Below are 25,092 nucleotides of genomic sequence, written 5' to 3'. Positions count from 1 at the left end.
ACGATGAGTAAAGTCGGTATTATTCAAATGAATTCAGGTGCGGATCCTGAAGCAAATATGAAGCAACTGAAACTCAATCTAAAAGGGTTACATCAACAAGGGGCTAAGCTTGCGCTAACGCCTGAAAATACCCTTGTCTTTGGTCAAAAAGAAGATTATGAAAAGCACGCAGAGCCGCTAGGGAAGGGACCTCTGCAAGAGAAGTTGGCCAAATTAGCAAAGCATTATCACTTATGGTTGATTATCGGATCATTTCCTATTCGAAATGCTGATGGATCGTTATCAAGCACTTGCCTTGTTTTTAATCATGATGGGGATCTTGTTGAGCATTACCATAAATTGCATATGTTTGATGTCGATGTAGAAGATGGGCATCAAAGTTACAGAGAATCCGATACTTTTACCGCGGGCAGTGAGATTAAAGTGGTTGATACGCCCATTGGAAAGATTGGTTTGTCTATTTGCTATGACGTAAGGTTTCCACAACTTTACAGTGAATTACGTCAACAAGGTGCGGAAATACTGATTGTTCCTGCGGCTTTCACAAAAGTTACAGGCTATGCGCATTGGGATATACTGCTACGTTCGCGAGCCATTGAGAACCAATGTTGGTTATTGGCCGCTGGACAGTGGGGAAGTCATGGTTCAGGTCGAGAGACTTGGGGGCACTCTATGGTAGTTGATCCATGGGGCAATAAAGTCGTCACTCAACGAGAGGGGACGGGAGTTATTGCTGCTGAAATAGATAAAAATCAAACGACTGCAATACGAAAAAAAATGCCAGTAGCACAACACGCAAGATTAGCTTGTAACATTCAATGAAGCTAATTGATTAAGAGTTTTATTGAGTAAAAGAGCGGTTTAACTATAAAACACGCTCTTTTTTATTCATAATTACTTTTAGATGATAAATTCTAAAAAAGAGTACACCGAATGAGTTTGCAAGAAGTAGAACAATCTTTATTGAATCAAGCTGGGATCGGTCAACAAGAACTGTCTCAAACGTTAAGTAGCATTGCTAAAAGAGATGTTGATTACGCTGATATTTATTTTCAGTCATGTTGGCATGAATCTTTAGTTCTTGAAGACAGTATCATTAAAGATGGTTCGTTTAATATTGACCGTGGTGTCGGTATTCGTGCGGTTGCAGGCGAGAAAACAGGGTTTGCGTACTCAGACCAAATTAATTTAGACGCCTTGAAACAAAGTGCAAAAGCCGCTCGTGGCATTGTGCAACAAGGTGGCAGCGGTAAAGTTAATGCCTTTACGGCTCAATCTATACCTCAGTTTTATGCTCCAATGAATCCTCTTAATAGTCTTGATAAGCAACAGAAAATCGCATTGCTTCAAGAAGTGGATGTTTATATCCGAGCAAAAGAACCGTTGATTCAAGAAGTCTCTGTAAGTATTAGTGGTGTATATGAGCAAATGCTTGTCGCTGCACTTGATGGTACTTACGCGGCTGATATCCGCCCTCTTGTTCGCCTATCAATCAGTGTGCTTGTTCAACGTGGTGATAAGCGTGAACGTGGTAGTGCTGGTGGTGGTGGTCGTTATGGCTATGATTATTTCCTTACTGAAGTCGATGGTAAATCTATCGCTCTTGAATTTGCAGATGAAGCAATTCGTCAAGCACTTGTTAATCTTGATGCAGAAGCGGCTCCTGCTGGTATGATGCCTGTCGTTTTAGGTTCAGGTTGGCCTGGTGTTTTATTGCATGAAGCGGTTGGCCATGGCTTAGAAGGTGATTTTAACCGTAAAGGCTCATCTGTCTTTTCTGGTAAGTTGGGTGATAAAGTGACGTCTTCGGTATGTACGATTGTTGATGATGGCACAATGCTTGATCGCCGAGGTTCATTGAATGTCGATGATGAAGGGGTTCCAGGTCAATATAATACATTGATTGAAAATGGCGTATTGAAAGGCTACATGCAAGATAAGTTAAATGCTCGTTTAATGGGCGTAGCACCTACAGGGAATGGCCGTCGTGAGTCATATGCTCATCTGCCGATGCCACGTATGACAAACACGTATATGCTGTCTGGTGAACATACACCAGAAGAGATCATCTCTACGGTTAAAAAAGGCATTTATGCACCAAATTTCGGTGGTGGTCAGGTTGATATTACCTCTGGTAAGTTTGTATTCTCAGCATCAGAGGCGTACTTAATTGAAGATGGTAAGATTACACGTCCAGTGAAAGGGGCAACTTTAATCGGTTCTGGTATTGAAGCAATGCAACAAATATCAATGGTCGGTAATGATTTATCATTAGATCGTGGTGTTGGTGTTTGTGGTAAAGCAGGGCAAAGTGTTCCCGTTGGTGTTGGTCAGCCAACCCTAAAATTAGATGCATTAACGGTAGGTGGTACAGAGTAATCTCTGTGCGCTAATTTACGTTTATCCAAATATATAAAAAGAGCCAAGCATTAATAATGCTTGGCTCTTTTTTATTTGTCTCTTTATATCAGAAGAATTATAGATCTTTTGCTAAATATAAATCTTTTAATACTTGGAAAATTTCACGGTATGCTTTTGGTGGCTTATTCGATTCTTTTTCTTTTTTTGCTTGGCGAGCAAGTTGACGGAAGCGTTGGCGATCAGCTTCTGGGTATTTCACCATGAGATCTTCAATCACTGCATCAGGCGTTTCAATCATACGATCACGTAGGATTTCTAACTTCTGAAGAGCGATAGTTGTTTGCGAGTGCTTGTTACGCACTTTATCTAAAGCCGCTTGAATTGCTTCAGGATCTTCTAATCGCATTAGTTTGCCAATGTATTGTAATTGGCGACGTTTTGCTTCGTTTCTAAAACGTTGTGCATCAAAGATCGCTATTTGTAGGAGCTCTGATAATGGAAATTTAGCAAGAACCGCAGGTTTTAAACCAACAAGCTCTTCGCCTAATTTTTGTATGGCTTCCATGTCATTTTTCATCTCGGTTCTACTTACCCAGATGATCTCTTCTTCTTCTTCCCAAGGAGCTTTTTGATTTTTACGTGCCATGATCTTCATTCTTTAATGGGTGATTCTCTCTATTTTAGCAAGATAAATAGATAATTGGGCGCAAATTTATCACATAGAGTGTTATTCTAGTAAAAATGTATATGTTCAGTCAGATGTTATGGATGCAAAAGCCCAAATGATGAATCAAAAAATAGAACTTGAAGCAGCAGTAGCGAAGGCTTTAGAAATGGCAACTAAGCATGCAAGTGCTGCAGAAGTTGCGATTACAAAAACGACAGGAATCAGTGTGTCAACTTTGATGGGAGAGGTTGAAAACGTTGAGTTTAATCGTGATGGCGCATTAGGTATTACGGTTTACCGTGGCCATAGAAAAGGCAGCGCATCGACATCTGATTTAAGTGACAAAGCCATTCAAGAGACGGTAGCAGCTGCGCTTGATATCGCAAATTATACGTCAGAAGACCCATTTTCAGGTCCGGCACCAAAAGAATTAATGGCGCAAAATATTCCTGATTTAGATTTGTTTCATCCTGATGATCCAGAGCCAGACTATGCCGCACAAAAGGCAATTGAAGCTGAAGAAGCCGCTTTAGCTTATCATTCATCCATTAAGCAAAGTGATGGAGCGAGCTACGATAGCCATTATGGTATTAAGGTTTATGGTAATAGTCATGGCATGTTAGCGAGCTATCCATCAAGTCGCCACAGTATTAGCTGCAGTGTCATTGGTGTTGATAAAAATGGCAACATGGAGCGAGATTACAGCTACACCGTTGCTCGTCATCGTGATGATTTATGGGATGCGAAAAAAGTAGGCTTAGACGCTGCTGAACGAACTGTCAGCCGTTTAGATGCTCAAAAATTGAATACGATGAAAGTACCGGTCATGTTTTCGGCTGATGTTGCAACAGGCTTAATTGGGCATCTTGTGATGGCGATTAGCGGAGCAAACCTTTATCGTAAATCAACGTTTATGCTTGATAAGTTAAATGAAAAAATCTTACCAGATTGGTTTAACGTGAGTGAACGCCCACATATATTGAAAGGTCTAGCAAGCAGTCCATTTGATAGCGAAGGGCTGTATACACAAGATCGTGAAATAATCACTGATGGCGTATTAGCGACGTATTTACTAACGAGCTACGCTGCACGAAAATTGAATATGACACCAACGGGTCACGCTGGTGGTATTCATAACTGGTTTGTTAAATCAACAGGCCAAAGTTTTGATCAAATGCTCAAAACAATGGGAACGGGTCTTCTTGTTACTGAGCTTATGGGCCAAGGCGTAAATACGGTGACGGGGGATTACTCTCGTGGTGCCGCTGGTTTTTGGGTTGAGAATGGTGAGATCCAATATCCTGTGTCAGAGATTACCATTGCGGGCAACTTAGCAGAAATGTACCAAAACATTATTGCAGTCGGTAGTGATGTAGAAACACGTTCACAAATTCAAACGGGTTCAATCCTAATTGAATCGATGAAAATAGCCGGTCAGTAATACTTTAATCGTTTTATAAAAAGAATAAAAAAAGCGCGCTGTCATATTATGAGAGCGCGCTTTTTAATACGTTATTTTTATGTATTACATCAAAATAGTGGCGAGGCCTAAAAAAGCAAATAGGCCGATAATATCGGTGATGGTTGTTAGTGCCATTCCTCCTGCCAATGCCGGGTCGATATTCATTTTCTTTAGGATCAATGGAATACTTACGCCTGCAATTCCGGCAACAGTTAGGTTAACGAGCATTGCAGCAGAGATAATCGCGCCAAGCATCATGTCACCTTTCCAAACCATGACGATACCGCCAATGATAGAGGCCCATAAAATACCATTAAGAAGACCAATCCCTGCTTCTTTCATTAATAGTTCTTTCTGGTTACTGTCACCGATATGACCAACGGCTAAACCACGGATCACCAATGCAACGGTTTGATTTCCTGCAACTCCCCCCATTGAAGGAACGATGGTCATTAACACCGCAATGGAGGCCATTTGCGCTAATGTGGCTTCAAACATATTAGACACTGACGCGGCGGCTAAAGCGGCGAGTACGTTCATGCCTAACCAAACACTACGACGGCGGGCCGATTTTACAACGGGTGCAAAGGTATCTTCTTCATCATCCATACCCGCCATACTCATCATTGAGTGTTCAGCATCTTCACGAATAACATCAACCACATCATCAATGGTGATTCGACCAAGAAGTAAGTGATTTTCATCCACGACAGGAGCAGAAACCCAGTTACGACGTTCAAAGAGATTTGCTACCTCACCGTCATCCGTATTTACAGGAATGGCTTCATCAGCATCACTCATGACATCACTAACTAAAGTGTCTTGTTGAGTGGTTAATAATGTCGTCAACGAAAGGTGGCCAATTAATCGGCTTTCTTCGTCAAGTACATACAAAGCATCGGTTGATTCAGGAAGGTCGCCTTTCATGCGCAGATAACGTAAAACTACGTCGATCTCTACATCCGCTCTAATGGTGATGAAATCGGTGTTCATCATACCGCCAGCGGTATCTTCTGGATAAGATAGGGCAGTTTCAACACGGAAGCGATCTACCGTGTCCATTTGGCTTAATATTTCTCGTGAGAGGTCGTTGGGTAAGCTACGAAGGACATAAGCGACATCATCTGTCTCCATGCCTTCGGTTGCTTCTGCAATGCTCTCAGGATTCATTCTAGAGACGATGCCGTCTTTTACATCTTCAGACAGCTCATCGAGGATCTCGCCATAATCTTCAGGATCGGTCAGTTGCCATAATACGTTACGGCTCTTCCTCGGTGAAGCTTCTAATAAATGGGCAATATCCTCGGGTTCCATGTCTTGTAATAAACGACGAACATGGACAAACATCCCACTATCAAGTGCATTAGATACTTCTTGAAGAGTTTGATGGGTTTGATCGAAATCTTGTAGCTCTTGCATACTCTCCCCCATGGATTCCAATAATATTAATTACTTGCACATTCTTGCTGGTTAAATCACGTAATAACAACGTAGACATAGTGTAACTAGGATAAATAGTTACCAAACAACACTGTCTTGCTTTTAGGTGGTTTCCCTGCGTAATAAATAGATCATTGAATTAAGGCTATTGGATAAGACCGATTGTTAACTCGAATTATGAGTATAGACAATCTAGATTAGATAATGGGCTGAATAGTAACGCAATTTAGAGGGGACGATAAGTGAATTATGTGAGGATTAGGTCAAACTGTTGATGGTATTGGTATTATCTACTCATCTTCATCAAAGCCGGCTTCAATTAGTTCGCAAATAGCGTTAAGCGCTTGTACTGCATCGGGTCCATCCGCTGAGACATCAACATATTGACCTTGAGCTGAATCTAGCATTAGAAGTCCCATTACGCCATCTGCTGTTGCCTGTAAATTCTCATCATTTGTGATCGTAATGGTTGCCTTAAAACTTTGTGCCATTTCCACTAATTTAATGGCTGCACGCGCATGCAATCCGAGGCGGTTTTTAATGAGGAGGTGACGTGATGAGATAGGCATGCTTAATGTCTCTCTAAGGTTTTATGTCGTATTTGAACTTGCTGGCCTTGCTGTTTGAAATACTCACCAAGTTGTTGAGTAATGTAAACGGAGCGATGTTGTCCACCAGTACAACCAATTGCGACGGTTAAATAGCTGCGATTATTCTTTTCCAAAGCGGGTAACCAAGTCATTAAAAAGTGCTGTATTTGCTCTTTTAATTGAATGACTTCAGCGTGCTTTTCTAAGTAATCTGCAACGGGCTTATCTAACCCTGTCATTGGTCGTAACGTCGGTTCCCAATGTGGGTTCGGTAAGAAGCGGACGTCAAATACATAGTCTGCATCGGTAGGTAAGCCGTGTTTAAAACCAAATGATTCAAAGACCATCACCAATTCTTTTGATTCTCGACCAAGAATACGAGAACGGAGTGTTTCACTTAAATCATGAATGGATTTACTTGTCGTATCTAATACGAGATCAGCGTCTTCTTTAAAATGGCAAAGAATACTCTTTTCTAGTTCAACCGCTTGTTCTAATGAACATTGCTCACCAATGAGAGAGAGGGGGTGCAAACGGCGAGTTTCACTGTAACGTTTAATTAGCTCTTTATCTTCAGCATCTAAGAAAATAACGGTGACATCATGGGATTTTTTGAGTTCAGTTAAGGTGTTTTTTAATAATGAAGGGTCTTTAGGTAAGTTTCTGATATCCACACTTACTGCAACATTCTGACTACTGTGCTGGATAGATTCAACAAATTGAGCAAGAAGATCAACGGGTAGATTATCAACGCAATAATAACCTAAATCTTCTAACACTCGCAGGGCAACCGATTTACCGGCGCCTGAATTACCACTAACGACCATTAGCTTCATGTTTATAACCTTAACTTTTTAATCTATTCAGATGTGAAAATTTGATACAACTCTTGATCGCTTTCAGCATGACGAAGCTGACGTAAGATCTGTTTGTCATTGAGTTTTTCAGCCACACTAGACAGTGTTTTGAGGTGTAATTTGCATTGCTCATCAGGAACAAGTAAAGCAAAAAGAACATCAACAGGGCGATTATCAATAGAATCGAACTCTATAGGTTCTTGGCATTGGATTAATACCGCTACCGCAGTATCACAATTATGAAGTCGACCGTGGGGGATAGCAATGCCATTGCCGATGCCTGTACTTCCCATTTTTTCACGATTTAATAAGCTTTCAAAAAGCGCTTGTGGATTTTGACCCAGTTGAGGTGCTGCAATTTCACTGATCAATTCTAGTGCGCGTTTCTTGCTAGTACACTGGACTGCACTTTTGGTACAATCCAATGAAAGAATGGTGCTTAGCTGCATGTTAATGACTACTTAATTTTTCTTTATGTTTATTGAGTTGGCGAATAAGTTTATCCACCAAGCCATCAATCGCGGCATACATATCTTCTGAATCAGAATGAGCGTGTATGTCCCCTTGGTTTACATGAAGTGTTGCTTCAGCGACATGGTGAACTTTTTCTAGCTTTAATACAACGTGTACATTATGAATATGTTCAAAAAAACGTTCTAATTTTTGGAATTTAGTATCTACGTACTCACGAAGGCTATCGGTTAGTTCGACGTTTTGACCTGTGATGTTTATTTGCATAACACTTCCTTTCTGTTAATTAAAGTAAACGCTTACGCTGATTTGATGGGGCAATACCCAGTGATTCACGATATTTAGCAATGGTTCGTCGTGCCACTTGTATGCCTTGTTCAGCCAGTAAGGTCGCAATTTTACTGTCACTTAGTGGCTTGGCTTGATTCTCTGCTGCCACTAATTTTTTCACTAGTGCCCGGATTGCCGTCGATGAGCATTCACCGCCGCTGTCCGTACTAACATGACTAGAGAAGAAATATTTCAATTCAAAAATACCACGAGGGGTATGCATGAATTTTTGTGTTGTTACGCGCGATATGGTGGATTCGTGCATTTCAACGTCTAAAGCGATGTCATTCAATACCATTGGTTTCATCGCTTCTTCACCATACTCGAAGAAATCTTGTTGATGTTCAACTATACAGCGTGCAACTTTGAGCAGAGTCTCGTTTCTGCTCTCTAAGCTTTTAATTAACCATTTTGCTTCTTGTAAATTCGTACGAATAAATTGTCCATCAGGACTGTTGCCTAAGCCTTTTCCTAATGCCGCATATTCAGCATTTACTTTTAAGCGAGGGACACTGTCTGGATTTATAGTGACGACCCATTTTCCATTATGCTTAAAGACAGAAACATCAGGAATAACATACTCAGTATCAGTGTCGATGACTCGGTTGCCTGGGCGAGGGTCCAATTGATGGATAAGCATCATCACTTGTTTTAAATCGCACTCTTTTAGCTTAGTCTCTTTTGCTAACTGTCGGTAGTCACGATTACCTAATAAATTAATATGCTTTGTTAAGATTAATTGAGTTTCTGGTAGCCAAGGAGTATCTACTGGATAGGTCGCTAATTGGATCATTAAACATTCAGCGAGATCTCGAGAAGCGACGCCGAGAGGGTCAAAATGTTGAATGCGTTTGAGAACGGCTTCAACTTCATCGAGCTCGACTTCTTCATTTCCAATGCTTTCGAGTACGTCATCTAAACTAATGGTTAGATAACCATATTCATCTAATGACTCAATAATGGTGGTTGCGATAGCGCGATCGACTTCCGTAAATGGAGTTAGTTCTGCTTGCCACATTAAATAATCTTGCAAACTTTCGGTGGTTTCACCTTGGTATAATGGGGTGTCATCATCAATCGCTAATCCAGTACTGCCGCTGTTTGCACTGTAAACATCATCCCAACTAGCATCCATCTCTAATTCTTCAGAAATATTATTGCTATCAATGACATCACTGCTGTCAGTGACAGAAGGTTCTTGTTCTGCTGTGGCGGTTTCTTTTTCTGGTGTTGGTTCAGGAGACAGTAAACTTTCAGGCGTGCTTAATTGCTCTTCTTCGACATCAAGAAGAGGGTTAGAGTCGAGAGCTTCTTGAATCTCTTGCTGCAGGTCAAGTGTCGATAATTGCAATAATCGAATGGCTTGCTGCAACTGAGGAGTCATTGCAAGCTGTTGGCCCATTTTTAGCTGAAGAGATGCTTTCATTATTTAGCGATACCTTTATTAATCCATTACAACTTAAATTGATCACCAAGATAAACGCGTTTTACATGTTCATCATTTAATACGTGTTCGGGGGTACCGTTTGCAATCATATGACCTTGGCTTACGATATAAGCGTGTTCACACACATCGAGAGTTTCACGAACGTTGTGGTCTGTAATTAACACACCTAACCCTCGATCTCTTAAATGTTGAATGATTTTTTTGATGTCGATTACAGAAATAGGATCAACACCGGCAAAAGGTTCATCAAGTAAAATGAACTTTGGATTTGCTGCTAATGCACGAGCGATTTCAACTCGACGACGTTCGCCACCAGAAAGAGCCATACCGTTGCTGTTGCGAATGTGCTGAATATTAAATTCATCCAATAACTCCTCAAGTTTATCCAAGCGTTCTGCTTTAGATAAATCCTTGCGAGTTTGAAGCACTGCCATGATGTTATCGAATACGGACAGTTTTCTAAAAATAGACGCTTCTTGAGGTAAATAGCCAATGCCCATTTTTGAACGGTTATGCATCGGTTGAAGTGAAATATCGACACCATCAATAGTGATAGAGCCTTCATCGCGAGACACTAGACCAACAATCATATAGAAAGACGTTGTTTTACCCGCGCCGTTAGGGCCAAGAAGGCCAACAATTTTCCCTGATTCAACCGTTAGGCTTACATCAGAAACGACTTTACGGCTGCCGTATGTTTTTGCGAGGTTTTTTGCTTCTAATATGGCCATAATTATTGTTTTTTATTTAATTGACTAGGTTGGAGAATAGTAGTGACTCGTTCGTCTTTACCACCATCCGCAATTAACTTTTGTGTCTTCATATTATAGGTAATCACTTTACCCTGAATAACACTGTCGTCTTGGGTTAGTTCTGCATTATCCGTCATTGTTAGAAATTCATTTTCTAACTCATAACGTAATTTATTTGCTTTCCCTTTCAGTGTTTTACCGTCATCGGTTAATTGACTAAAACGAGCGGGTTTTCCATACGCTTCAAGAATTTCTCTGCCTTCTTGGCCTTGAGGACGTATAACAATGAGTTTATCTGCAAATATCTTAATGCTGCCTTGCTTTAAAGTAACATCACCGTTGAAGGTCACTCTGTTACTTTGCATATCAAAGTTTTGAGTGTCTGAATTAATATGGATCGGTTGTTCTGTATCGGTGCTCAATGCCCAACTTGAAGAACTGAATAATAAACCGGCAAGTAGACTAACGTGTGAAAGCTTCATAGATACCTTGTACATTCTCTAATAGGGTCGTTTGTTGGCTAGTGAAATTACCTTTCATTCCTACACCAGTAGTTTCGAAAGTTGGGCCAACCAGATTGACGACATCATCTGTCATAAAATCTTTTGTGGTAAGTTCGATCGTCATGCTGTCAGTTGTCATGGTGTCAAAGGCAGCTTCAGGTAACAGGTTTTTGATAATGACGTTTCCTGTTAAATAGAGGGTATGATCTTCATTTAGGACACCAACATCTGAAATTATTTCCCATTCTTTTACTTTGCCTTCTTTAAATACGAACAAATGAGGTACGGTAAAATCGGTGTTACCTGTTTGAGCAAAGCGAGCAAGTGCTTTTGCATTTATTTGGTAATTGCGAACGCCATTTTCATCATAGTTATTATTACTGACATTTTTACCTGTAAAAACAGGCGTTTGTAGGTCAGGAATTACTTGTTGTTCGCTTTTTGCGTATTCATAATACAAGTAATAGCCTGACCAACTTGCGATCAATAACAATAAGGTCATAAAAAGGTGTCTTAGGGTCATATACTTAAGCCTTTATGTTGCTCTAATTCCCCTTTTGCTTCCAAGATAAGGTCGCTTACTTCACGAACCGCACCGTGACCGCCTTTAATTGTTGTCACATAGTTTGCACGTTTAACCAGTAGGGGATGACCATCGGCAACGGAGACTTTAAGTGCCACCTTTTCCATTACGGGCCAATCGATCAGATCATCACCGATGTAACCCGTATGTTCAGGTGCTATGTTGAGTTTAGTTAAAATATCTTCATATGCTTGTAATTTATTGTCTTGGCCTTGGTAGATAAGTGAAATACCAAGTGCTCTCATTCTATTTTCTACAATTTGAGAGTTGCGTCCTGTAATAATTGCAACTTCAACACCCGCGGACATTAATGATTTAACACCATATCCATCGCGAGTATGAAAGGTTTTTAATTCTTCACCGTCATTGCCCATATAAACAAGGCCGTCAGAAAAGACACCATCAACATCACAAATGAGCAGTTTTATTGTTTTAGCGATAGAGAAGATTGATTCTTCCACTTCACCATAAAGGGTTTCGATCATGGTTGGCATTACATTACTCCTGCTTTTAGAAGGTCATGCATATTCAATGCGCCGACTAAGCGATTGTTTTCATCGCATAGCAATAAGCCATTAATTTTTTTATCTTGCATTAGGTTTAGCCCTTCAACAGCCAATAAATTAGGGCTTGCAACTGAAGGAGTATGAGCCATAACTTCACCAATGGTTTGTGTGTGAATGTCAATGCGATTATCCAGAAGGCGACGTAAATCACCATCGGTAAAGATGCCAATCACTTTTTGGTTTTCATCAACGATAGCGGTCATACCGAGGCCTTTTTCTGAGACTTCTAATAAGGCCGTTTTAATTAATGCGTCTGACGTTACCATTGGTAATTCATCGTCTGTGTGCATGATATCTGCAAGATGAAGTAATAACTTACGACCAAGAGCACCACCCGGGTGAGATAGTGCAAAGTCATCAGAGGTGAATCCACGAGCTTCTAAAAGAGCCATTGCTAATGCATCCCCCATGACTAGCGTTGCTGTTGTGCTAGATGTTGGAGCCAAAGCAAGCGGGCATGCTTCTTGTGGAACGGTGATGAGTAGATTTACATCTGCCACGTTTGCCATGCTTGAGCTTGATTTACTTGTCATGGTGATTAACGTAATACCTTGGCGTTTAATGACAGGCAGAAGCGCTAATATTTCGGCCGCTTCTCCTGAGTTTGATATAGCCAAAATGACATCCCCTTTTTCTATCATGCCTAAATCGCCATGACTTGCTTCGCCTGGATGCACAAAGAAAGAGGGAGTACCTGTACTTGCCAATGTCGCTGCTATCTTTTTGCCTATGTGTCCCGATTTCCCCATTCCCATTACAACGACTTTACGTTTGCATTCCAGCATTAATTGACATGCTTTAGTAAAATCATCATTGATGTAATTGTTCAGTTGGGTAAGTGCATCAATTTCAATTTGAAGAACATTCTTTCCTGCTTTGCAGAAATCAAACTGAGTTGCCATCGGGTTACCACCTTTATTTTGGTTATAGCAGATGTATGGTTTAGATGAATAGCGTATACAATTATTATGCCATATACCAGAGGTAGTTCAAGGCTGCGGAGGTAGTTATAAGGAGGGGGAGGTAAAAAATAGATAGGTAGCTAATTAATAAAGTGTTTTTTATTAACTAACCTACCTATTTTTCTATTAAACGGGGTAGATGATTACATCGTGTAGAAAAGGAATCCTTGATATATAAGGAAACACGTCACTAAAATACCACCTTCAATACGGTTAATACTGCGACTTTTACCCAACGCCATAATAAGAAGTAAAACAGAAACGCCTAACATTACGTAGAAGTCACGGCTCATAATATATTCACTGATACTTGATGGGTGTAGAAGTGCAGGGATCCCCATAACGGCAAGAATATTGAATACGTTAGAACCAATAATGTTACCAACAGCCATGTCATCTTCGCCTTTCAATACACCCGCAACAGATGCGGCAAGTTCAGGAAGGCTTGTTCCGATAGCAATAATTGTTAAACCAATAACTAAATCACTCATACCAAAATGTTTTGCAATAATAACCGCGTTATCAATCAGCATATTTGCACCTAATGGTAACAGTGCAAGGCCAACAACCACCCAGAAAATCGCTTTTCCGTTAGGAACACCATCAGGGATCTCTGATTCTTGTTCATTAAGTAGCGTGTCACCATTAGGTTGTTCTTTACGGCTGATATATAACATCGCAAGAATAAAAGCGATGAAAAGGGCAACAAGTAAAATACCTTCATTAAATCCTAGGTAGTTATCATACATGATGCCACCAGCCAATAATGTTACGATCAACATCAGAGGTAATTCACGGCGAATGATGCCAGAGCTAATGGCTAATGGTTTAATTAAGGCAGTAATACCTAAAATTAATGCAATGTTAGCGATGTTAGAGCCAATGACATTACCAACAGCTGTGTCTGTTTTTCCATCTAAGGCGGCAGCAGCAGAAACCATCATTTCTGGGGCAGATGAACCCATCGCTAATATAGTCATACCAATGACAAGGGGAGAGATACCATAGTTCTTCGCTAATGCGGCAGAACCAAATACCAATTTATCGGCGCCCCAAACAAGTAAAGAGAGTCCTACGACAAGAAGTAGAGATGGCATAAGCAGCTCTGTCATTGTATTAATTTCCTTTTGTAATGATGATTATTATAGTTAACCCCTAATTTTGACGTTTATATGACAAAAAAGAAAGGAAAAAGGTTGTCTTTAAATGGTGGTTTCTAAGTTAAAGGAAAAAATCATAGAGACTATAACCAGTTCACGTATACTTCATTAATACGTAGGGTGAATGGTTTTAAATGAATAAGTGGTGATATGGATACACAGCCCATTTTAGTAAAAGTAGATAACTTAACCTTTAGACGAGGAAATCGAGTTATTTTTGATGATATTAGTTTGTTTGTTCCAAAAGGCAAAATAACCGCAATTATGGGGCCTTCTGGAATAGGTAAAACAACGTTGTTGCGCTTGATTGGCGGACAGATTTTACCCGAATCAGGCGATATACATTTTGAAGGGTGGAATATTCCTAAATTGGGACGAAAAGCCCTGTATTTAGCCCGAAAAAAAATGGGGATGCTGTTTCAATCTGGGGCCCTATTTACCGACATGAATGTGTTTGATAATGTGGCTTTTCCATTGCGTGAGCATACTCAATTATCAGAAGAATTTATTCGAACATTGGTGTTATTAAAGTTAGAAGCCGTGGGTTTACGTGGTGCTTCAGAATTAATGCCAAGCGAATTGTCTGGTGGTATGGCGCGTCGTGCTGCATTGGCGCGAGCCATCGCGTTAGATCCTGATTTGATCATGTACGATGAACCCTTTGTTGGGCAAGATCCCATCACTATGGGTGTTTTGGTTGAGCTAATTCGTAATTTGAATGACGCATTAGGGTTAACTTCGGTTGTTGTTTCTCATGATGTTCCTGAAGTCATGAGTATTGCTGATCATGTCTATTTATTGGCTAACGGTAAAATTATTGCTCAAGGTTCTCCTTTCGAGCTAGAAAACAATCCAGACCCTCAAGTACGACAATTTTTAGATGGCCGCTCTGACGGACCGGTTCCTTTTCGCTTTCCGTCGAAACCATTAGCTGAGGAGTTATTTCCTAGTGAGTAATTTCTCTTTAATCTTATTTGTTGAAAATATTGGTAAGCGAGCGCTTTCAACGTGCGAAGCTATTGGTCGAGCGACTTTTATGCTTTTTGGAGCGATCATTGCAAAGCCTCAACCCGTAAGAATGTTTCCATTATTATTGCAACAGCTGTATTCAGTCGGTGTGTTATCGCTTGTTATTATCGTGGTCTCTGGGCTGTTTATCGGCATGGTGATAAGCCTTCAAGGTTATGTGATTTTAGTCGATTACGGTGCAGAAACCAGTCTCGGCCAATTGGTGTCACTTTCGTTATTACGTGAATTAGGCCCTGTGGTTACCGCACTCTTATTTGCTGGGCGTGCCGGCTCCGCATTAACGGCAGAAATAGGGTTAATGAAAACGACTGAGCAGTTGTCTAGTATGGAAATGATGGCGATAGATCCTTTGCGTCGTATTATTGCCCCACGCTTATGGGCGGGTGTTATTTCAATGCCATTACTGGCGATGATTTTTATGGCTGTAGGTATATGGGGTGGGCAAATTGTTGGTGTTGAATGGAAAGGTATTGATCACGGAAGCTTTTGGTCAGTAATGCAAGCATCGGTCGATGTACGCCACGACATTGTTAACAGTTTAATTAAGTGTGTTGTGTTTGCGTTTGTCGTGACATGGATTGCTTTATTTAATGGCTATGATGCGACCCCAACGTCAGAAGGGATCTCATTAGCAACAACACGAACGGTAGTGCATTCGTCACTGGCGGTATTAGGTATTGATTTTGTGCTTACAGCACTGATGTTTGGGAATTAATCATGCAGCAAACACGTAAAATAGAATTATTAGTTGGATTTTTTGTTTTGGCTGGCGCGGCAGCGTTATTAATGTTGCTACTAAAAGTGGCCGATGTTCGTAGTGGTGGCAGTGGTGAGTACTACACTATTAATGCACAGTTCGATAATATTGGCAGCTTAAAGTCTCGCTCACCGGTTAAAATCGGGGGCGTTGTTGTCGGCCGCGTTTCCGGTATTACATTAGATATCGAAAGCTACTTACCGGTTGTCAGTATGCAAATTGATAAACAATTTGGCCAATTTCCTGAAACTTCTGCGGCACAAATTTTAACAGCAGGATTAATTGGTGAACAATATGTAGGTATCGTTCCTGGTTTTATTGATGAAGACATTGATATGCTTGGTGAGGGTGACTACATTGAAGACACCAAATCAGCATTAGTATTAGAAGATATGATAGGGCAAGTGCTGTATAGCATTGGTGATGATTCATCAGAGAAAAGTGAGGATAAGTAATGAAGTTAGGGATGAAAATCGTAGGGATCATACTTTCCCTTTTTATTGGTGTCGCTCAAGCTGAACCGATTGATAAAACTAAACCTTATGAAATGATGACAAAAGTCTCTGAAGACACTTTTGCTCGATTAAAAGCAGAGCAAGTCGCTATTCAAAAAGATCCCAATATATTAAAAACGGTCGTTGAAGAAGAATTGATGCCGTACGTTAATGTAAAATATGCCGCGTATAAATTACTTGGGCCTCATCTAAAGAAAACCACGGCAGAAGAAAGAGAACAATTTGTAACGGCTTTTCGTGGTTACCTCGTGTCGTCATACGCACAAGTATTAACGTTATATACTGATCAAAAAATCGTATTAGAGAAGCCAAAAGCGATTTCAGAAAAAAAATCTATCATTAGTGTTCGTGTTGATATTCTTGATTCAGCTCGTCCAACGGTAAAAGTAGATTTTAAATTACGTAAGAATAAGAAAACATCAGAGTGGCAAGCATTTGATATGGTAGCGGAAGGCGTGAGCTTATTATCGACAAAGCAATCTGAATGGAGTGCTAAGATTCGTAAAGAAGGCATTGAGTCAGTCAGTAAAGAATTAACCTCATTAGCCGCTCAACCTATTCGCTTAGAAGGAAGTAAGTAATGAGCGAAATGGATTTATGTGAGGCCAAATCTGATGAAATTAGCTTCAAAGGGGCGCTTGATCGTGAGACTGTGCCTAATCTTTGGAATAAATTGACAGAATGGAAACCTAAACTTGAGCAAGTAAAGGTAGACTTAACTCACGTTAATCGTATTGACTCAGCAGGTGTTGTGTTACTTTTACACCTAATAGAGCATGCAAAAAAACAAAACTGTCATATAATGCTTGCTTTCGTCCCTGATCAGCTCATTACTTTAATTCAATTAAGTAATGTGGAATCATTGTTTGCTGATCACTTAATAACGCAAAAGGTAGAGTAATGGATAGCGCCGAGATTAAAGAATTATTAGACGCAGCACTTCAACTTCAAGAGATTCACGTTAAAGGTGAAGGAAGCCATTTTGAAGTTATTGCTGTGGATGAATCGTTCAATGGAATGAACAGAGTTAAAAAGCAACAAACCATCTATGGACCTTTGATGGAACACATCTCAACAAATACTATTCACGCTCTATCAATCAAAGCGTTTACTCCGGAAGAGTGGGCACGTGATAAAAAATTAAATAGCTTATTCTAAGAGGCCTTTTGAATGTATAAGTTCCGAATTCAAGGAAGCGATAAACCACTTTCAGGAGAGGTTACGATTTCTGGTGCAAAAAATGCTGCACTACCAATTTTATTCGCTGCATTACTTGCTGAAGAGCCAGTAGAAGTTGCCAATGTTCCTAAACTTCGTGATGTTGATACAACGATAGAGTTACTGCAACGCTTAGGCGCTAAGGTTTCTCGTAATGGTTCAGTTCATATTGATGCAAGCGAAGTTAATAACTTTTGTGCACCGTATGATTTAGTTAAAACGATGCGTGCATCAATTTGGGCACTCGGTCCATTGGTTGCACGTTTTGGTAAAGGCCAAGTATCTTTACCTGGTGGTTGTGCTATTGGGGCTCGTCCTGTTGACCTTCATATTCACGGTCTTGAGCAACTGGGTGCAACTATTAAGCTTGAAGACGGTTACGTTAAAGCTGAAGTTGATGGCCGCTTAAAAGGCGCGCACATCGTTATGGATAAAGTCAGTGTTGGCGCAACCATCACGGTTATGTGTGCAGCGACTTTGGCTGAAGGCACGACTATTTTAGAAAACGCAGCGCGTGAACCTGAGATTGTAGATACTGCTCATTTCCTTAATGCTATTGGTGCGAAAGTATCAGGTATGGGAACCGATACGATTACTATTGAAGGCGTTGAACGTCTTGGTGGTGGATATCATGAAGTGGTTGCTGACCGTATAGAAACGGGGACGTTCCTTGTCGCAGCTGCTGTATCTGGCGGTAAAGTTGTATGTAAAAATACGAAAGCGAGCCTACTTGAATCTGTTTTGGCTAAGCTTGAAGAAGCGGGCGCTAAAGTTGAATCTGGTGAAGACTGGATCAGTTTAGACATGACAGGCCGAGAGCTAAAAGCGGTAAATATCCGTACGGCTCCACATCCTGCATTTCCAACAGACATGCAAGCGCAATTCACATTGTTAAATATGATGGCGAAAGGTCCAGGTATTATTACGGAAACGATTTTTGAAAACCGTTTCATGCACATTCCTGAATTGCAACGCATGGGTGCTCACGCTGAGATTGAAGGTAATACTGCTATTTGTGGTGATACTGATGGTTTAAGTGGTGCTCAAGTAATGGCAACAGATTTAAGAGCCTCTGCAAGCCTTGTTATCGCAGGTTGTATAGCAAAAGGTGAAACAATTGTTGATCGTATTTATCATATCGACCGTGGTTATGATAAGATCGAAGACAAGTTAACCGCATTAGGCGCGAATATCGAAAGAGTTCGCAGTAGCGAATTATAATCTTCACGATTATTTAGGCTACATCAGTACTAAAGTGGAAACCGGGTATATATGACCCGGTTTTTTATTGTTTGTAATATAAGTACACTGAATTAGATATTGAGTGGAATGTATATATTTTAGGAGAAACACTTATGATTGCATTGTTACGCCTGATTGCTTTGGCTATCTTTGCTGTCTTTACGTTTGTATTTGGCTGTGGTTATTGCTTATTAAGCCCACGTAACCCAAAACACGTTTATACTTTTGGTCTTTGGTTTGCTCGTATGTCGCGAGTATTTGGTATTAAACTTGAAGTGCGAGTTCCTGAAAGTGTTAAAAATTCAGGACCAAGTTTATACATCGCAAACCATCAAAATAGCTGGGATTTGTTTACTGTCTCTGGGGCAATTCAACCAAGAACAGTGACGGTAGGTAAAAAAAGCATCGCGTGGATGCCGTTGTTTGGTCAACTGTATTGGATCACCGGTAATATTCTTATTGACCGTAATAATCGCAGTAAAGCGGTAGGTACGATTTCACAAGTTGCGGACAATATTAAGAAACGTAATGTCTCTGTATGGATGTTCCCGGAAGGAACGCGTTCTCGTGGTCGTGGTTTATTGCCATTTAAAACGGGTGCATTTCATGCGGCTATCGCTGCTGATGTTCCAGTGACTCCGATTGTGTGTAGTAATACGGAAGGCGTAAAACTAAATCGTTGGGATAACGGTGTGGTTATTGTCGAAATTTTACCGCCAGTAAGCCTTGATGGTTACACGAAAGCGAACGTTCGTGAATTAGCGAATGAATGTCGTGAACAAATGAAAGTTAAGCTAGAAGAATTAAACAAAGAAGTTGCAGAACGCAACCAAGCTTAAATTTTATAATTATTTTTAAGGGTATACGGATCTCCGTGTACCCTTTTTATTTTGATGTGTAGAAGAAATAATGAAAGAAGAAGTTGTCCTTGTTAATGAGCAAGGTGATGCCATTGGCACCATGGAAAAATTAGAAGCACATAAAAAAGGATTACTGCATTTAGCATTTTCGGTTTTGCTTTACCGTGAAACAAAAGAGGGTAGAGAGTTTCTTTTGCAGAAACGAGCTGAATGTAAATATCACAGCAAAGGGAAATGGAGTAATACGTGCTGCTCTCACCCCCGAGTGAATGAAGCTATTGACTCTGCAGGTGTTCGTCGTTTGGCTGAAGAGATGGGTATTACTGGAATTCAGGCCGAACAATTTGATAATTTGGGTTGGTTTATCTATCAAGCCGAATTAGAAAATGGATTGAGTGAGCATGAACAAGATTATATCTTATTAGCGAATACGCCTGATGTTAGGTTTGAACTTAACCCGGAAGAAGTCAGTGACATTCAGTGGTGGAGTGAAACTAAAATTAAGCAGATGTTAGCAGTAAGCCCTACTGTATTTTCTGTTTGGTTTGAAACGGTGTATTCGAAAGTAATCCAATTTTTGGATAAAAAATAAGGCAGGTACTTTTCATTAAGTCTGCCTTATCTGATTTCATTTATTGCTTGTTAATGTTATTTACGAACAGCAATAGCTTCAATTTCGATACCAACATCTTTTGGAAGACGCGCAACTTCAACGCAAGAACGAGCAGGGTAATTTGCTACGTTATGTTCATCAAAAAAGTTGCCGTACACTTCGTTTACTGTACCAAAGTCATTTAAGTCTTTCACAAATACCGTCATTTTAACGATATCAGAAACCGTTAGGCCTGAAGATTCAATAACGGCTTTCACATTCTCAAGAGATTGGCGTGCTTGCTCTGCGATATCATCAGATACTTCACCTGTTGCAGGATTAACAGGGATTTGGCCAGAAGTCAGTACCATACTACCAAGATCAACACCTTGAATGTATGGACCAATTGCCGCTGGAGCGTTATCTGTATGAAGTACTTTAGTCATGATCTATTCCTTTTTGAATGAAGTGAACTTAAGCTCACCGATAAACTCAATATAAAACAAATGCGGATAAGAAAACAGCCCCGAGAATATCGAGGCTGAGAAGATGAAGACAATTTAATTCACTTTCGTTGTCGTCTGCTTAATGTAAATCGGTCACGACTTCTTGAGAGTATACTTTTTCACAATATTTGCACTTCAGATGGATGTTTCCTTTTTTAGCTATCACTTTAAAGCTGCTATCTACTGGCTCACCATGAGTAATGCAATTGCTGTTCGGACACTCAAATACCCCAGTGATTTGCTTAGGAAGGATTAGCGGTATCTTTTTAACGACTTCATAGTTCTCAATTTGATTAACGGTTGCGTGTGGAGCATACAACGCCAATTTACTCGCTTGTTCTGGTGTGACAAATGTATTTTCTATTTTCAGTAAATCTTTTGAGCCAAGCGCTGAAGACGGTAAGTTTAAGCCAATGGTCACACGCTCTGCTGTTTTGTCCATTTGGAACAATTTAAGAACTTTTACACCAATATTTGCAGGAATGTGATCGATAACGGTGCCGTTTTTGATTGCTTCAACACGTAATTCAGTTTTATTCGACATTTGATTTTCTTCCTTATAGTGATTCATTCAAAACAAGAGCAAGTAATGCTTGGCGAGCATAAACCCCATTTTCAGCTTGTTGGAAATAATACGCGTGTGGTGTTTTATCGACGTCGATATTAATTTCATCAATACGAGGAAGAGGGTGAAGCACTTTTAGGTTTTCACGTGCAGGTTTTAGATCCGCGGCAGATAAGATGTATGCAGACTTAATGTGTGCGTATTCTGATTCATCAAAGCGCTCTTTTTGAACTCGAGTCATGTACAGAATATCGAGTTCAGGAATGGCTTCTTCCATGCTATTTAGCAGTTGGTATTCAATACCAAGTTCATCTAACTCTTCACAAATGTAATCAGGCATCGCTAATACTTCAGGAGCGATAAAAAAGAATTTAACGCCATTAAACTTAGCCAATGCTTGAGTTAAAGAGTGAACCGTTCGGCCATATTTTAAATCACCAACAAAAGCGATATTTAGATTATCTAAGCGTCCTTGAGTTTCGTAGATAGTATAAAGATCCAAGAGGGTCTGAGTTGGGTGTTGGTTTGCACCATCTCCTGCATTAATTACCGGGGTGCCGTTTGAAAACTCAGAAGCAAGACGTGCTGCACCTTCTTTAGGGTGACGCATAACATAAGCATCAGCATAAGATGCAATGATTTGAACTGAATCGGCTAGCGTCTCACCTTTTTGAGCAAGGGAAGTATTTCCTGCACTATCAAAACCAATGACAGATCCACCTAAGCGTTGAATGGCTGTTTCGAAAGAAAGACGCGTTCGCGTGGATGCTTCAAAAAAGCAGCTCGCAATCACTTTGTTTTTTAACAAATCAGGTTGAGGTTCTTTTTTTATATTACCTGCCGTTTCCACAATCAGCTCTAACTCTTCGCGAGATAGTTCTGGAATAGAAATGATATGTTTTTGATATAGCGAGTTAGCCATAGTCTCTCTTCCCTTTTATTTATCATATTGAAATCAAAAAAAAGCCCCCTATAAAATAGGAGGCTTTAAAAATATCGGTAATTAGGAAACTCAAAAAATAGGGGACCACCGCACGTAGGGAGTGCAGATACTCGGTCGACCGCTGTATGAAGATAAGTTAATAACATCATAATTTCCTAGTAAATTGCGCGAAATTATACTCGTATCAAAATCCTAAGCAAGCGTTTGCATCAAACTTCTTTTGATTATTCTTGTTCTTATTCGGTATCTTAGATTTACTGGCCTAGAGTTGCGACCATTATAGCTTTTATTGTGTGCATGCGATTTTCGGCTTCATCAAATACAATGGAGTAATCCGATTCAAAAACTTCATCGGTCACTTCTAACCCATTCATCCCGTATTTTTCTGCTATCTCTTTACCTAGAGCGGTTTCATCATTATGGAAGGCAGGTAAACAATGCATGAATTTAACATTGGGGTTATTAGTGGCTTTTATTACGTTCATATTGATTTGATATGGCGTCATCAGAGCGACACGTTCATCCCAAGCTTCAGGGGCTTCACCCATAGAAACCCAAACATCGGTATATAAAAAATCACACCCTTCAACACCCGTTGTTACGTCTTCGGTTAGAATGATTTTAGCGCCTGTTTGACTCGCAATTTCTTGGCTTTGTGTTACTAGCGTATCTTCTGGCCAAAATTGTTTTGGTGCAACGAGACGGATCTCCATGCCCATTTTCGCTGCCCCTACCATTAGTGAGTTACCCATGTTATTGCGGGCATCCCCAAGGTAGGCAAATTTGATTTGATTTAATTGCTTACCTTCTGCGTATTCTTGCATAGTAAGGAAATCAGCGAGAATTTGAGTTGGATGAAATTCATCAGTGAGCCCATTCCATACTGGAACCCCTGCGTATTTACCAAGCTCTTCAACAATCGATTGCCCAAAGCCACGATATTCAATGCCATCATACATACGGCCTAATACACGAGCTGTATCTTTCATTGATTCTTTATGACCAATTTGAGATCCAGAAGGCCCAAGATAAGTGACGTTAGCTCCTTGATCAAAGGCAGCGACTTCAAAAGCGCATCGAGTTCGAGTGGATGACTTTTCAAAAATAAGCGCAATATTTTTACCCGATAAACGCGGTTGTTCATAACCTGCGTATTTTGCTTTTTTTAAATCAGCAGATAAATCGAGTAAATGCTGAATTTCTTTAGGTGTGAAATCCAACAGTTTAAGAAAATTTCTATTACGTAAATTAAAAGCCATACCATGCTCCTTGGTGTTGTGCCAAATCTGAAAATCCATTTAAACATATAAATGCATTAAATGTGAATATATATTTTTATTGTTTTGTGGATTTTATTAAATACCATCTCTTTCTATTGGGCAGCTCATGCAGCGAGCACCTCCTCTACCTCGACCTAATTCATCCCCCATTATTGGTAGAACAGTAATACCCGCTTTATCGTATTTTTCATTGGTGTAGACATTACGTTCATACGCGACGACAACGCCAGGTTTAATTGTGAGCACATTATTGGCATCATGCCATTGCTCTCGTTCCGCTTCGTAACTATCCCCACCGGTGGTAATAATATTAAGAGAGTCGAGTTCTAATGCCTGCATTAGTGAGCGTTCAAAATTAGGCCTTTCTTGAATGGCTAATTGTTGCTCTCCACAGGGAGTGATTGACCAGCAAGGCATCTTTTTATCGATAACTCGTGGATATACTGAAAATACATTATGGTCCATGTGTGTCATTACCGTATCTAAATGCATACAAGATCGGTTTTCAGGCAGTTTAATCGCGATAACTTGTTTGGCTTGTTCTGTTCTGAAAAGCTGTTTTGCTAGGTTTTCAATACCTTGTGGGGTTGTTCGCTCTGAGATCCCAACAAGTACATTTCCTTTGCCTATGATCAATACATCCCCACCTTCTATCGTCGCGTTATCGTAGTGGCGATTTTCATCCCCAAAGTAACGAGGGAAGGATTGATTTGAAAACAAAGGATGCCATTTATAAATGGCTCGTAAATGGTTGGATTCTCTTTTACGAGCGGCTTTTGCCATGGGATTGATTGAAACGCCACCATAAATCCAACATGAAGTATCACGAGTAAATAAATGATTAGGAAGCGGGTCGATAACAAAATCAAACGGGTCACTCAATTGTTGAAGCATTGAAGGCGCTTTGAATGGTAATTCAATAAATGCTAATCCTCCCAATAAAATTGAGGCGAGCTCTTTGTTGTTTTTTTCGAGTAGAAAAACCCTAATTTGATTAGCAAAGGTTGGACCAAAACGATAATGAGAAATTTGATGCCTTAATAACCATTGTTTCGCTTCTGGATGAGCGAGCATCTCTTCGAGTAAATCTTGAAGTAATAAGACTTCAACATCTTGCTGTCTAAGTGTGGCAACAAATTGATCGTGTTCATGAAGCGCTTTTTCAACGGAGAGGACATCATCAAAAAGAAGGTTGTGACAGTTGGTTGGCGTTAAATGGCTTAATGCTCGCTCTGGACGATGAAGAATGACACGACGAAGTTGGCCAATTTCGGAGCCAACAAATAGCTTACTCATAAGATTCCTTTCTAATATTTACTGCTATAAGAGAAATAATACCGTATAGAAAGTATTATTTCTTTAATTATTGAAGTGCTAGGGAATTTGGATTGGGCAGGCTATAATGCTTAAGTTAATTTTTATTATTTTATACAG

Annotated in this window: 30 protein-coding genes; 12 read left to right on the top strand and 18 right to left on the bottom strand. The window is 40.1% G+C overall.

From position 1 onward, the window contains the following. Positions 1–3 precede the first annotated feature (3 nt). Together AACV33_RS20585 and tldD are read left to right on the top strand one after the other, a co-directional pair. Positions 4–822: a carbon-nitrogen hydrolase family protein gene (locus AACV33_RS20585; RefSeq protein WP_023604069.1), complete on the top strand. Its 819-nt coding sequence runs from the start codon at positions 4–6 to the stop codon at positions 820–822. Positions 823–933: 111 nt separating this feature from the next. After that, positions 934–2,379, top strand: coding sequence for a metalloprotease TldD (gene tldD, locus AACV33_RS20580; RefSeq protein WP_182699592.1), 1,446 nt, complete (start codon positions 934–936; stop codon positions 2,377–2,379). A gap of 97 nt (positions 2,380–2,476) precedes the next feature. Here tldD and yjgA read toward each other — a convergent pair whose 3' ends face one another. Then, positions 2,477–3,007 carry a ribosome biogenesis factor YjgA gene (gene yjgA / locus AACV33_RS20575; RefSeq protein ID WP_023604070.1) on the bottom strand — a complete coding sequence of 177 codons (531 nt, stop codon included), beginning with the start codon at positions 3,005–3,007 and terminating at the stop codon, positions 2,477–2,479. A 118-nt stretch (positions 3,008–3,125) separates the two neighbouring features. On the opposite strand from yjgA, the gene pmbA reads away from it, so the two are divergent. Beyond that, positions 3,126–4,469, top strand: coding sequence for a metalloprotease PmbA (pmbA, locus tag AACV33_RS20570; protein WP_012549304.1), 1,344 nt, complete (start codon positions 3,126–3,128; stop codon positions 4,467–4,469). Between the two features lie 84 nt (positions 4,470–4,553). Here the strand turns inward: pmbA and mgtE are convergent, their stop codons facing one another. The 12 genes from mgtE to AACV33_RS20510 all read right to left on the bottom strand — a co-directional run bounded on the left by mgtE (position 4,554) and on the right by AACV33_RS20510 (position 14,103). Then, positions 4,554–5,909 (bottom strand): magnesium transporter, encoded by a 1,356-nt coding sequence (mgtE, locus tag AACV33_RS20565; protein ID WP_017022382.1) that lies wholly within the window; start codon positions 5,907–5,909, stop codon positions 4,554–4,556. A 311-nt stretch (positions 5,910–6,220) separates the two neighbouring features. Beyond that, complete coding sequence (locus AACV33_RS20560; RefSeq protein WP_012549306.1) at positions 6,221–6,499, bottom strand: HPr family phosphocarrier protein; 279 nt, start codon at positions 6,497–6,499, stop codon at positions 6,221–6,223. A gap of 2 nt (positions 6,500–6,501) precedes the next feature. Then, a complete protein-coding gene (rapZ, locus tag AACV33_RS20555; protein WP_012549307.1) occupies positions 6,502–7,356 on the bottom strand; it encodes an RNase adapter RapZ in 855 nt (284 codons plus the stop codon). A gap of 23 nt (positions 7,357–7,379) precedes the next feature. Continuing rightward, entirely contained in the window at positions 7,380–7,826 is a 447-nt protein-coding gene (gene ptsN, locus AACV33_RS20550; protein WP_012549308.1) for a PTS IIA-like nitrogen regulatory protein PtsN, read from the bottom strand. A 1-nt stretch (position 7,827) separates the two neighbouring features. After that, positions 7,828–8,115: a ribosome hibernation promoting factor gene (hpf, locus tag AACV33_RS20545; protein ID WP_012549309.1), complete on the bottom strand. Its 288-nt coding sequence runs from the start codon at positions 8,113–8,115 to the stop codon at positions 7,828–7,830. Positions 8,116–8,134: 19 nt separating this feature from the next. After that, a complete protein-coding gene (locus tag AACV33_RS20540) occupies positions 8,135–9,562 on the bottom strand; it encodes an RNA polymerase factor sigma-54 (protein ID WP_370527110.1) in 1,428 nt (475 codons plus the stop codon). Positions 9,563–9,630: 68 nt separating this feature from the next. Then, on the bottom strand, positions 9,631–10,356 hold the full coding sequence (gene lptB / locus AACV33_RS20535) for an LPS export ABC transporter ATP-binding protein (protein WP_012549311.1): 726 nt from the start codon (positions 10,354–10,356) through the stop codon (positions 9,631–9,633). A 2-nt stretch (positions 10,357–10,358) separates the two neighbouring features. Continuing rightward, complete coding sequence (lptA, locus tag AACV33_RS20530; RefSeq protein ID WP_017022385.1) at positions 10,359–10,859, bottom strand: lipopolysaccharide transport periplasmic protein LptA; 501 nt, start codon at positions 10,857–10,859, stop codon at positions 10,359–10,361. Next, entirely contained in the window at positions 10,840–11,403 is a 564-nt protein-coding gene (gene lptC / locus AACV33_RS20525; protein WP_023604071.1) for an LPS export ABC transporter periplasmic protein LptC, read from the bottom strand. The genes lptA and lptC overlap by 20 nt, the downstream gene beginning before the upstream one ends. Next, entirely contained in the window at positions 11,400–11,957 is a 558-nt protein-coding gene (kdsC, locus tag AACV33_RS20520; protein WP_023604072.1) for a 3-deoxy-manno-octulosonate-8-phosphatase KdsC, read from the bottom strand. Before kdsC ends, lptC begins: the two co-directional genes overlap by 4 nt. Next, positions 11,957–12,931 (bottom strand): KpsF/GutQ family sugar-phosphate isomerase, encoded by a 975-nt coding sequence (locus AACV33_RS20515; protein ID WP_023604073.1) that lies wholly within the window; start codon positions 12,929–12,931, stop codon positions 11,957–11,959. The genes kdsC and AACV33_RS20515 overlap by 1 nt, the downstream gene beginning before the upstream one ends. Before the next feature lie 203 nt (positions 12,932–13,134). Continuing rightward, a complete protein-coding gene (locus AACV33_RS20510; protein WP_012549316.1) occupies positions 13,135–14,103 on the bottom strand; it encodes a calcium/sodium antiporter in 969 nt (322 codons plus the stop codon). 198 nt (positions 14,104–14,301) lie between these two features. On the opposite strand from AACV33_RS20510, the gene mlaF reads away from it, so the two are divergent. The 9 genes from mlaF to idi all read left to right on the top strand — a co-directional run bounded on the left by mlaF (position 14,302) and on the right by idi (position 20,364). Continuing rightward, a complete protein-coding gene (mlaF, locus tag AACV33_RS20505; protein WP_023604074.1) occupies positions 14,302–15,108 on the top strand; it encodes a phospholipid ABC transporter ATP-binding protein MlaF in 807 nt (268 codons plus the stop codon). A gap of 10 nt (positions 15,109–15,118) precedes the next feature. Then, positions 15,119–15,895 carry a lipid asymmetry maintenance ABC transporter permease subunit MlaE gene (gene mlaE / locus AACV33_RS20500; protein ID WP_158007230.1) on the top strand — a complete coding sequence of 259 codons (777 nt, stop codon included), beginning with the start codon at positions 15,119–15,121 and terminating at the stop codon, positions 15,893–15,895. Positions 15,896–15,897: 2 nt separating this feature from the next. Beyond that, positions 15,898–16,392: an outer membrane lipid asymmetry maintenance protein MlaD gene (gene mlaD / locus AACV33_RS20495; protein WP_182699591.1), complete on the top strand. Its 495-nt coding sequence runs from the start codon at positions 15,898–15,900 to the stop codon at positions 16,390–16,392. Beyond that, positions 16,392–17,033 (top strand): phospholipid-binding protein MlaC, encoded by a 642-nt coding sequence (mlaC, locus tag AACV33_RS20490; RefSeq protein WP_017022390.1) that lies wholly within the window; start codon positions 16,392–16,394, stop codon positions 17,031–17,033. The genes mlaD and mlaC overlap by 1 nt, the downstream gene beginning before the upstream one ends. Then, positions 17,033–17,353 carry an STAS domain-containing protein gene (locus tag AACV33_RS20485; protein ID WP_017022391.1) on the top strand — a complete coding sequence of 107 codons (321 nt, stop codon included), beginning with the start codon at positions 17,033–17,035 and terminating at the stop codon, positions 17,351–17,353. The genes mlaC and AACV33_RS20485 overlap by 1 nt, the downstream gene beginning before the upstream one ends. After that, a complete protein-coding gene (gene ibaG / locus AACV33_RS20480) occupies positions 17,353–17,610 on the top strand; it encodes a BolA family iron metabolism protein IbaG (protein WP_012549322.1) in 258 nt (85 codons plus the stop codon). Before AACV33_RS20485 ends, ibaG begins: the two co-directional genes overlap by 1 nt. Before the next feature lie 12 nt (positions 17,611–17,622). Further along, positions 17,623–18,891 (top strand): UDP-N-acetylglucosamine 1-carboxyvinyltransferase, encoded by a 1,269-nt coding sequence (murA, locus tag AACV33_RS20475; protein ID WP_012549323.1) that lies wholly within the window; start codon positions 17,623–17,625, stop codon positions 18,889–18,891. A gap of 134 nt (positions 18,892–19,025) precedes the next feature. Further along, positions 19,026–19,751, top strand: a complete 726-nt coding sequence (locus AACV33_RS20470; RefSeq protein ID WP_017022392.1) for a 1-acylglycerol-3-phosphate O-acyltransferase — start codon at positions 19,026–19,028, stop codon at positions 19,749–19,751. Positions 19,752–19,821: 70 nt separating this feature from the next. After that, positions 19,822–20,364, top strand: a complete 543-nt coding sequence (gene idi, locus AACV33_RS20465) for an isopentenyl-diphosphate Delta-isomerase (RefSeq protein WP_182699590.1) — start codon at positions 19,822–19,824, stop codon at positions 20,362–20,364. A gap of 56 nt (positions 20,365–20,420) precedes the next feature. Here the strand turns inward: idi and AACV33_RS20460 are convergent, their stop codons facing one another. From AACV33_RS20460 to arcA, 5 genes are all read right to left on the bottom strand, one after another. Next, on the bottom strand, positions 20,421–20,810 hold the full coding sequence (locus AACV33_RS20460) for a RidA family protein (protein ID WP_012549326.1): 390 nt from the start codon (positions 20,808–20,810) through the stop codon (positions 20,421–20,423). Between the two features lie 139 nt (positions 20,811–20,949). Beyond that, positions 20,950–21,414 carry an aspartate carbamoyltransferase regulatory subunit gene (gene pyrI / locus AACV33_RS20455; RefSeq protein WP_012549327.1) on the bottom strand — a complete coding sequence of 155 codons (465 nt, stop codon included), beginning with the start codon at positions 21,412–21,414 and terminating at the stop codon, positions 20,950–20,952. 13 nt (positions 21,415–21,427) lie between these two features. After that, a complete protein-coding gene (gene pyrB / locus AACV33_RS20450; protein WP_182699589.1) occupies positions 21,428–22,357 on the bottom strand; it encodes an aspartate carbamoyltransferase in 930 nt (309 codons plus the stop codon). 275 nt (positions 22,358–22,632) lie between these two features. Next, positions 22,633–23,637 carry an ornithine carbamoyltransferase gene (argF, locus tag AACV33_RS20445; RefSeq protein WP_182699588.1) on the bottom strand — a complete coding sequence of 335 codons (1,005 nt, stop codon included), beginning with the start codon at positions 23,635–23,637 and terminating at the stop codon, positions 22,633–22,635. Between the two features lie 96 nt (positions 23,638–23,733). After that, on the bottom strand, positions 23,734–24,954 hold the full coding sequence (gene arcA, locus AACV33_RS20440) for an arginine deiminase (RefSeq protein ID WP_182699587.1): 1,221 nt from the start codon (positions 24,952–24,954) through the stop codon (positions 23,734–23,736). Positions 24,955–25,092: the final 138 nt, after the last annotated feature.

Origin of the sequence: Aliivibrio sp. SR45-2, assembly GCF_963890165.1 — a bacterium.
Taxonomy (GTDB): domain Bacteria; phylum Pseudomonadota; class Gammaproteobacteria; order Enterobacterales; family Vibrionaceae; genus Aliivibrio; species Aliivibrio salmonicida.
This window is presented reverse-complemented; position numbering and strand designations above follow the sequence as displayed.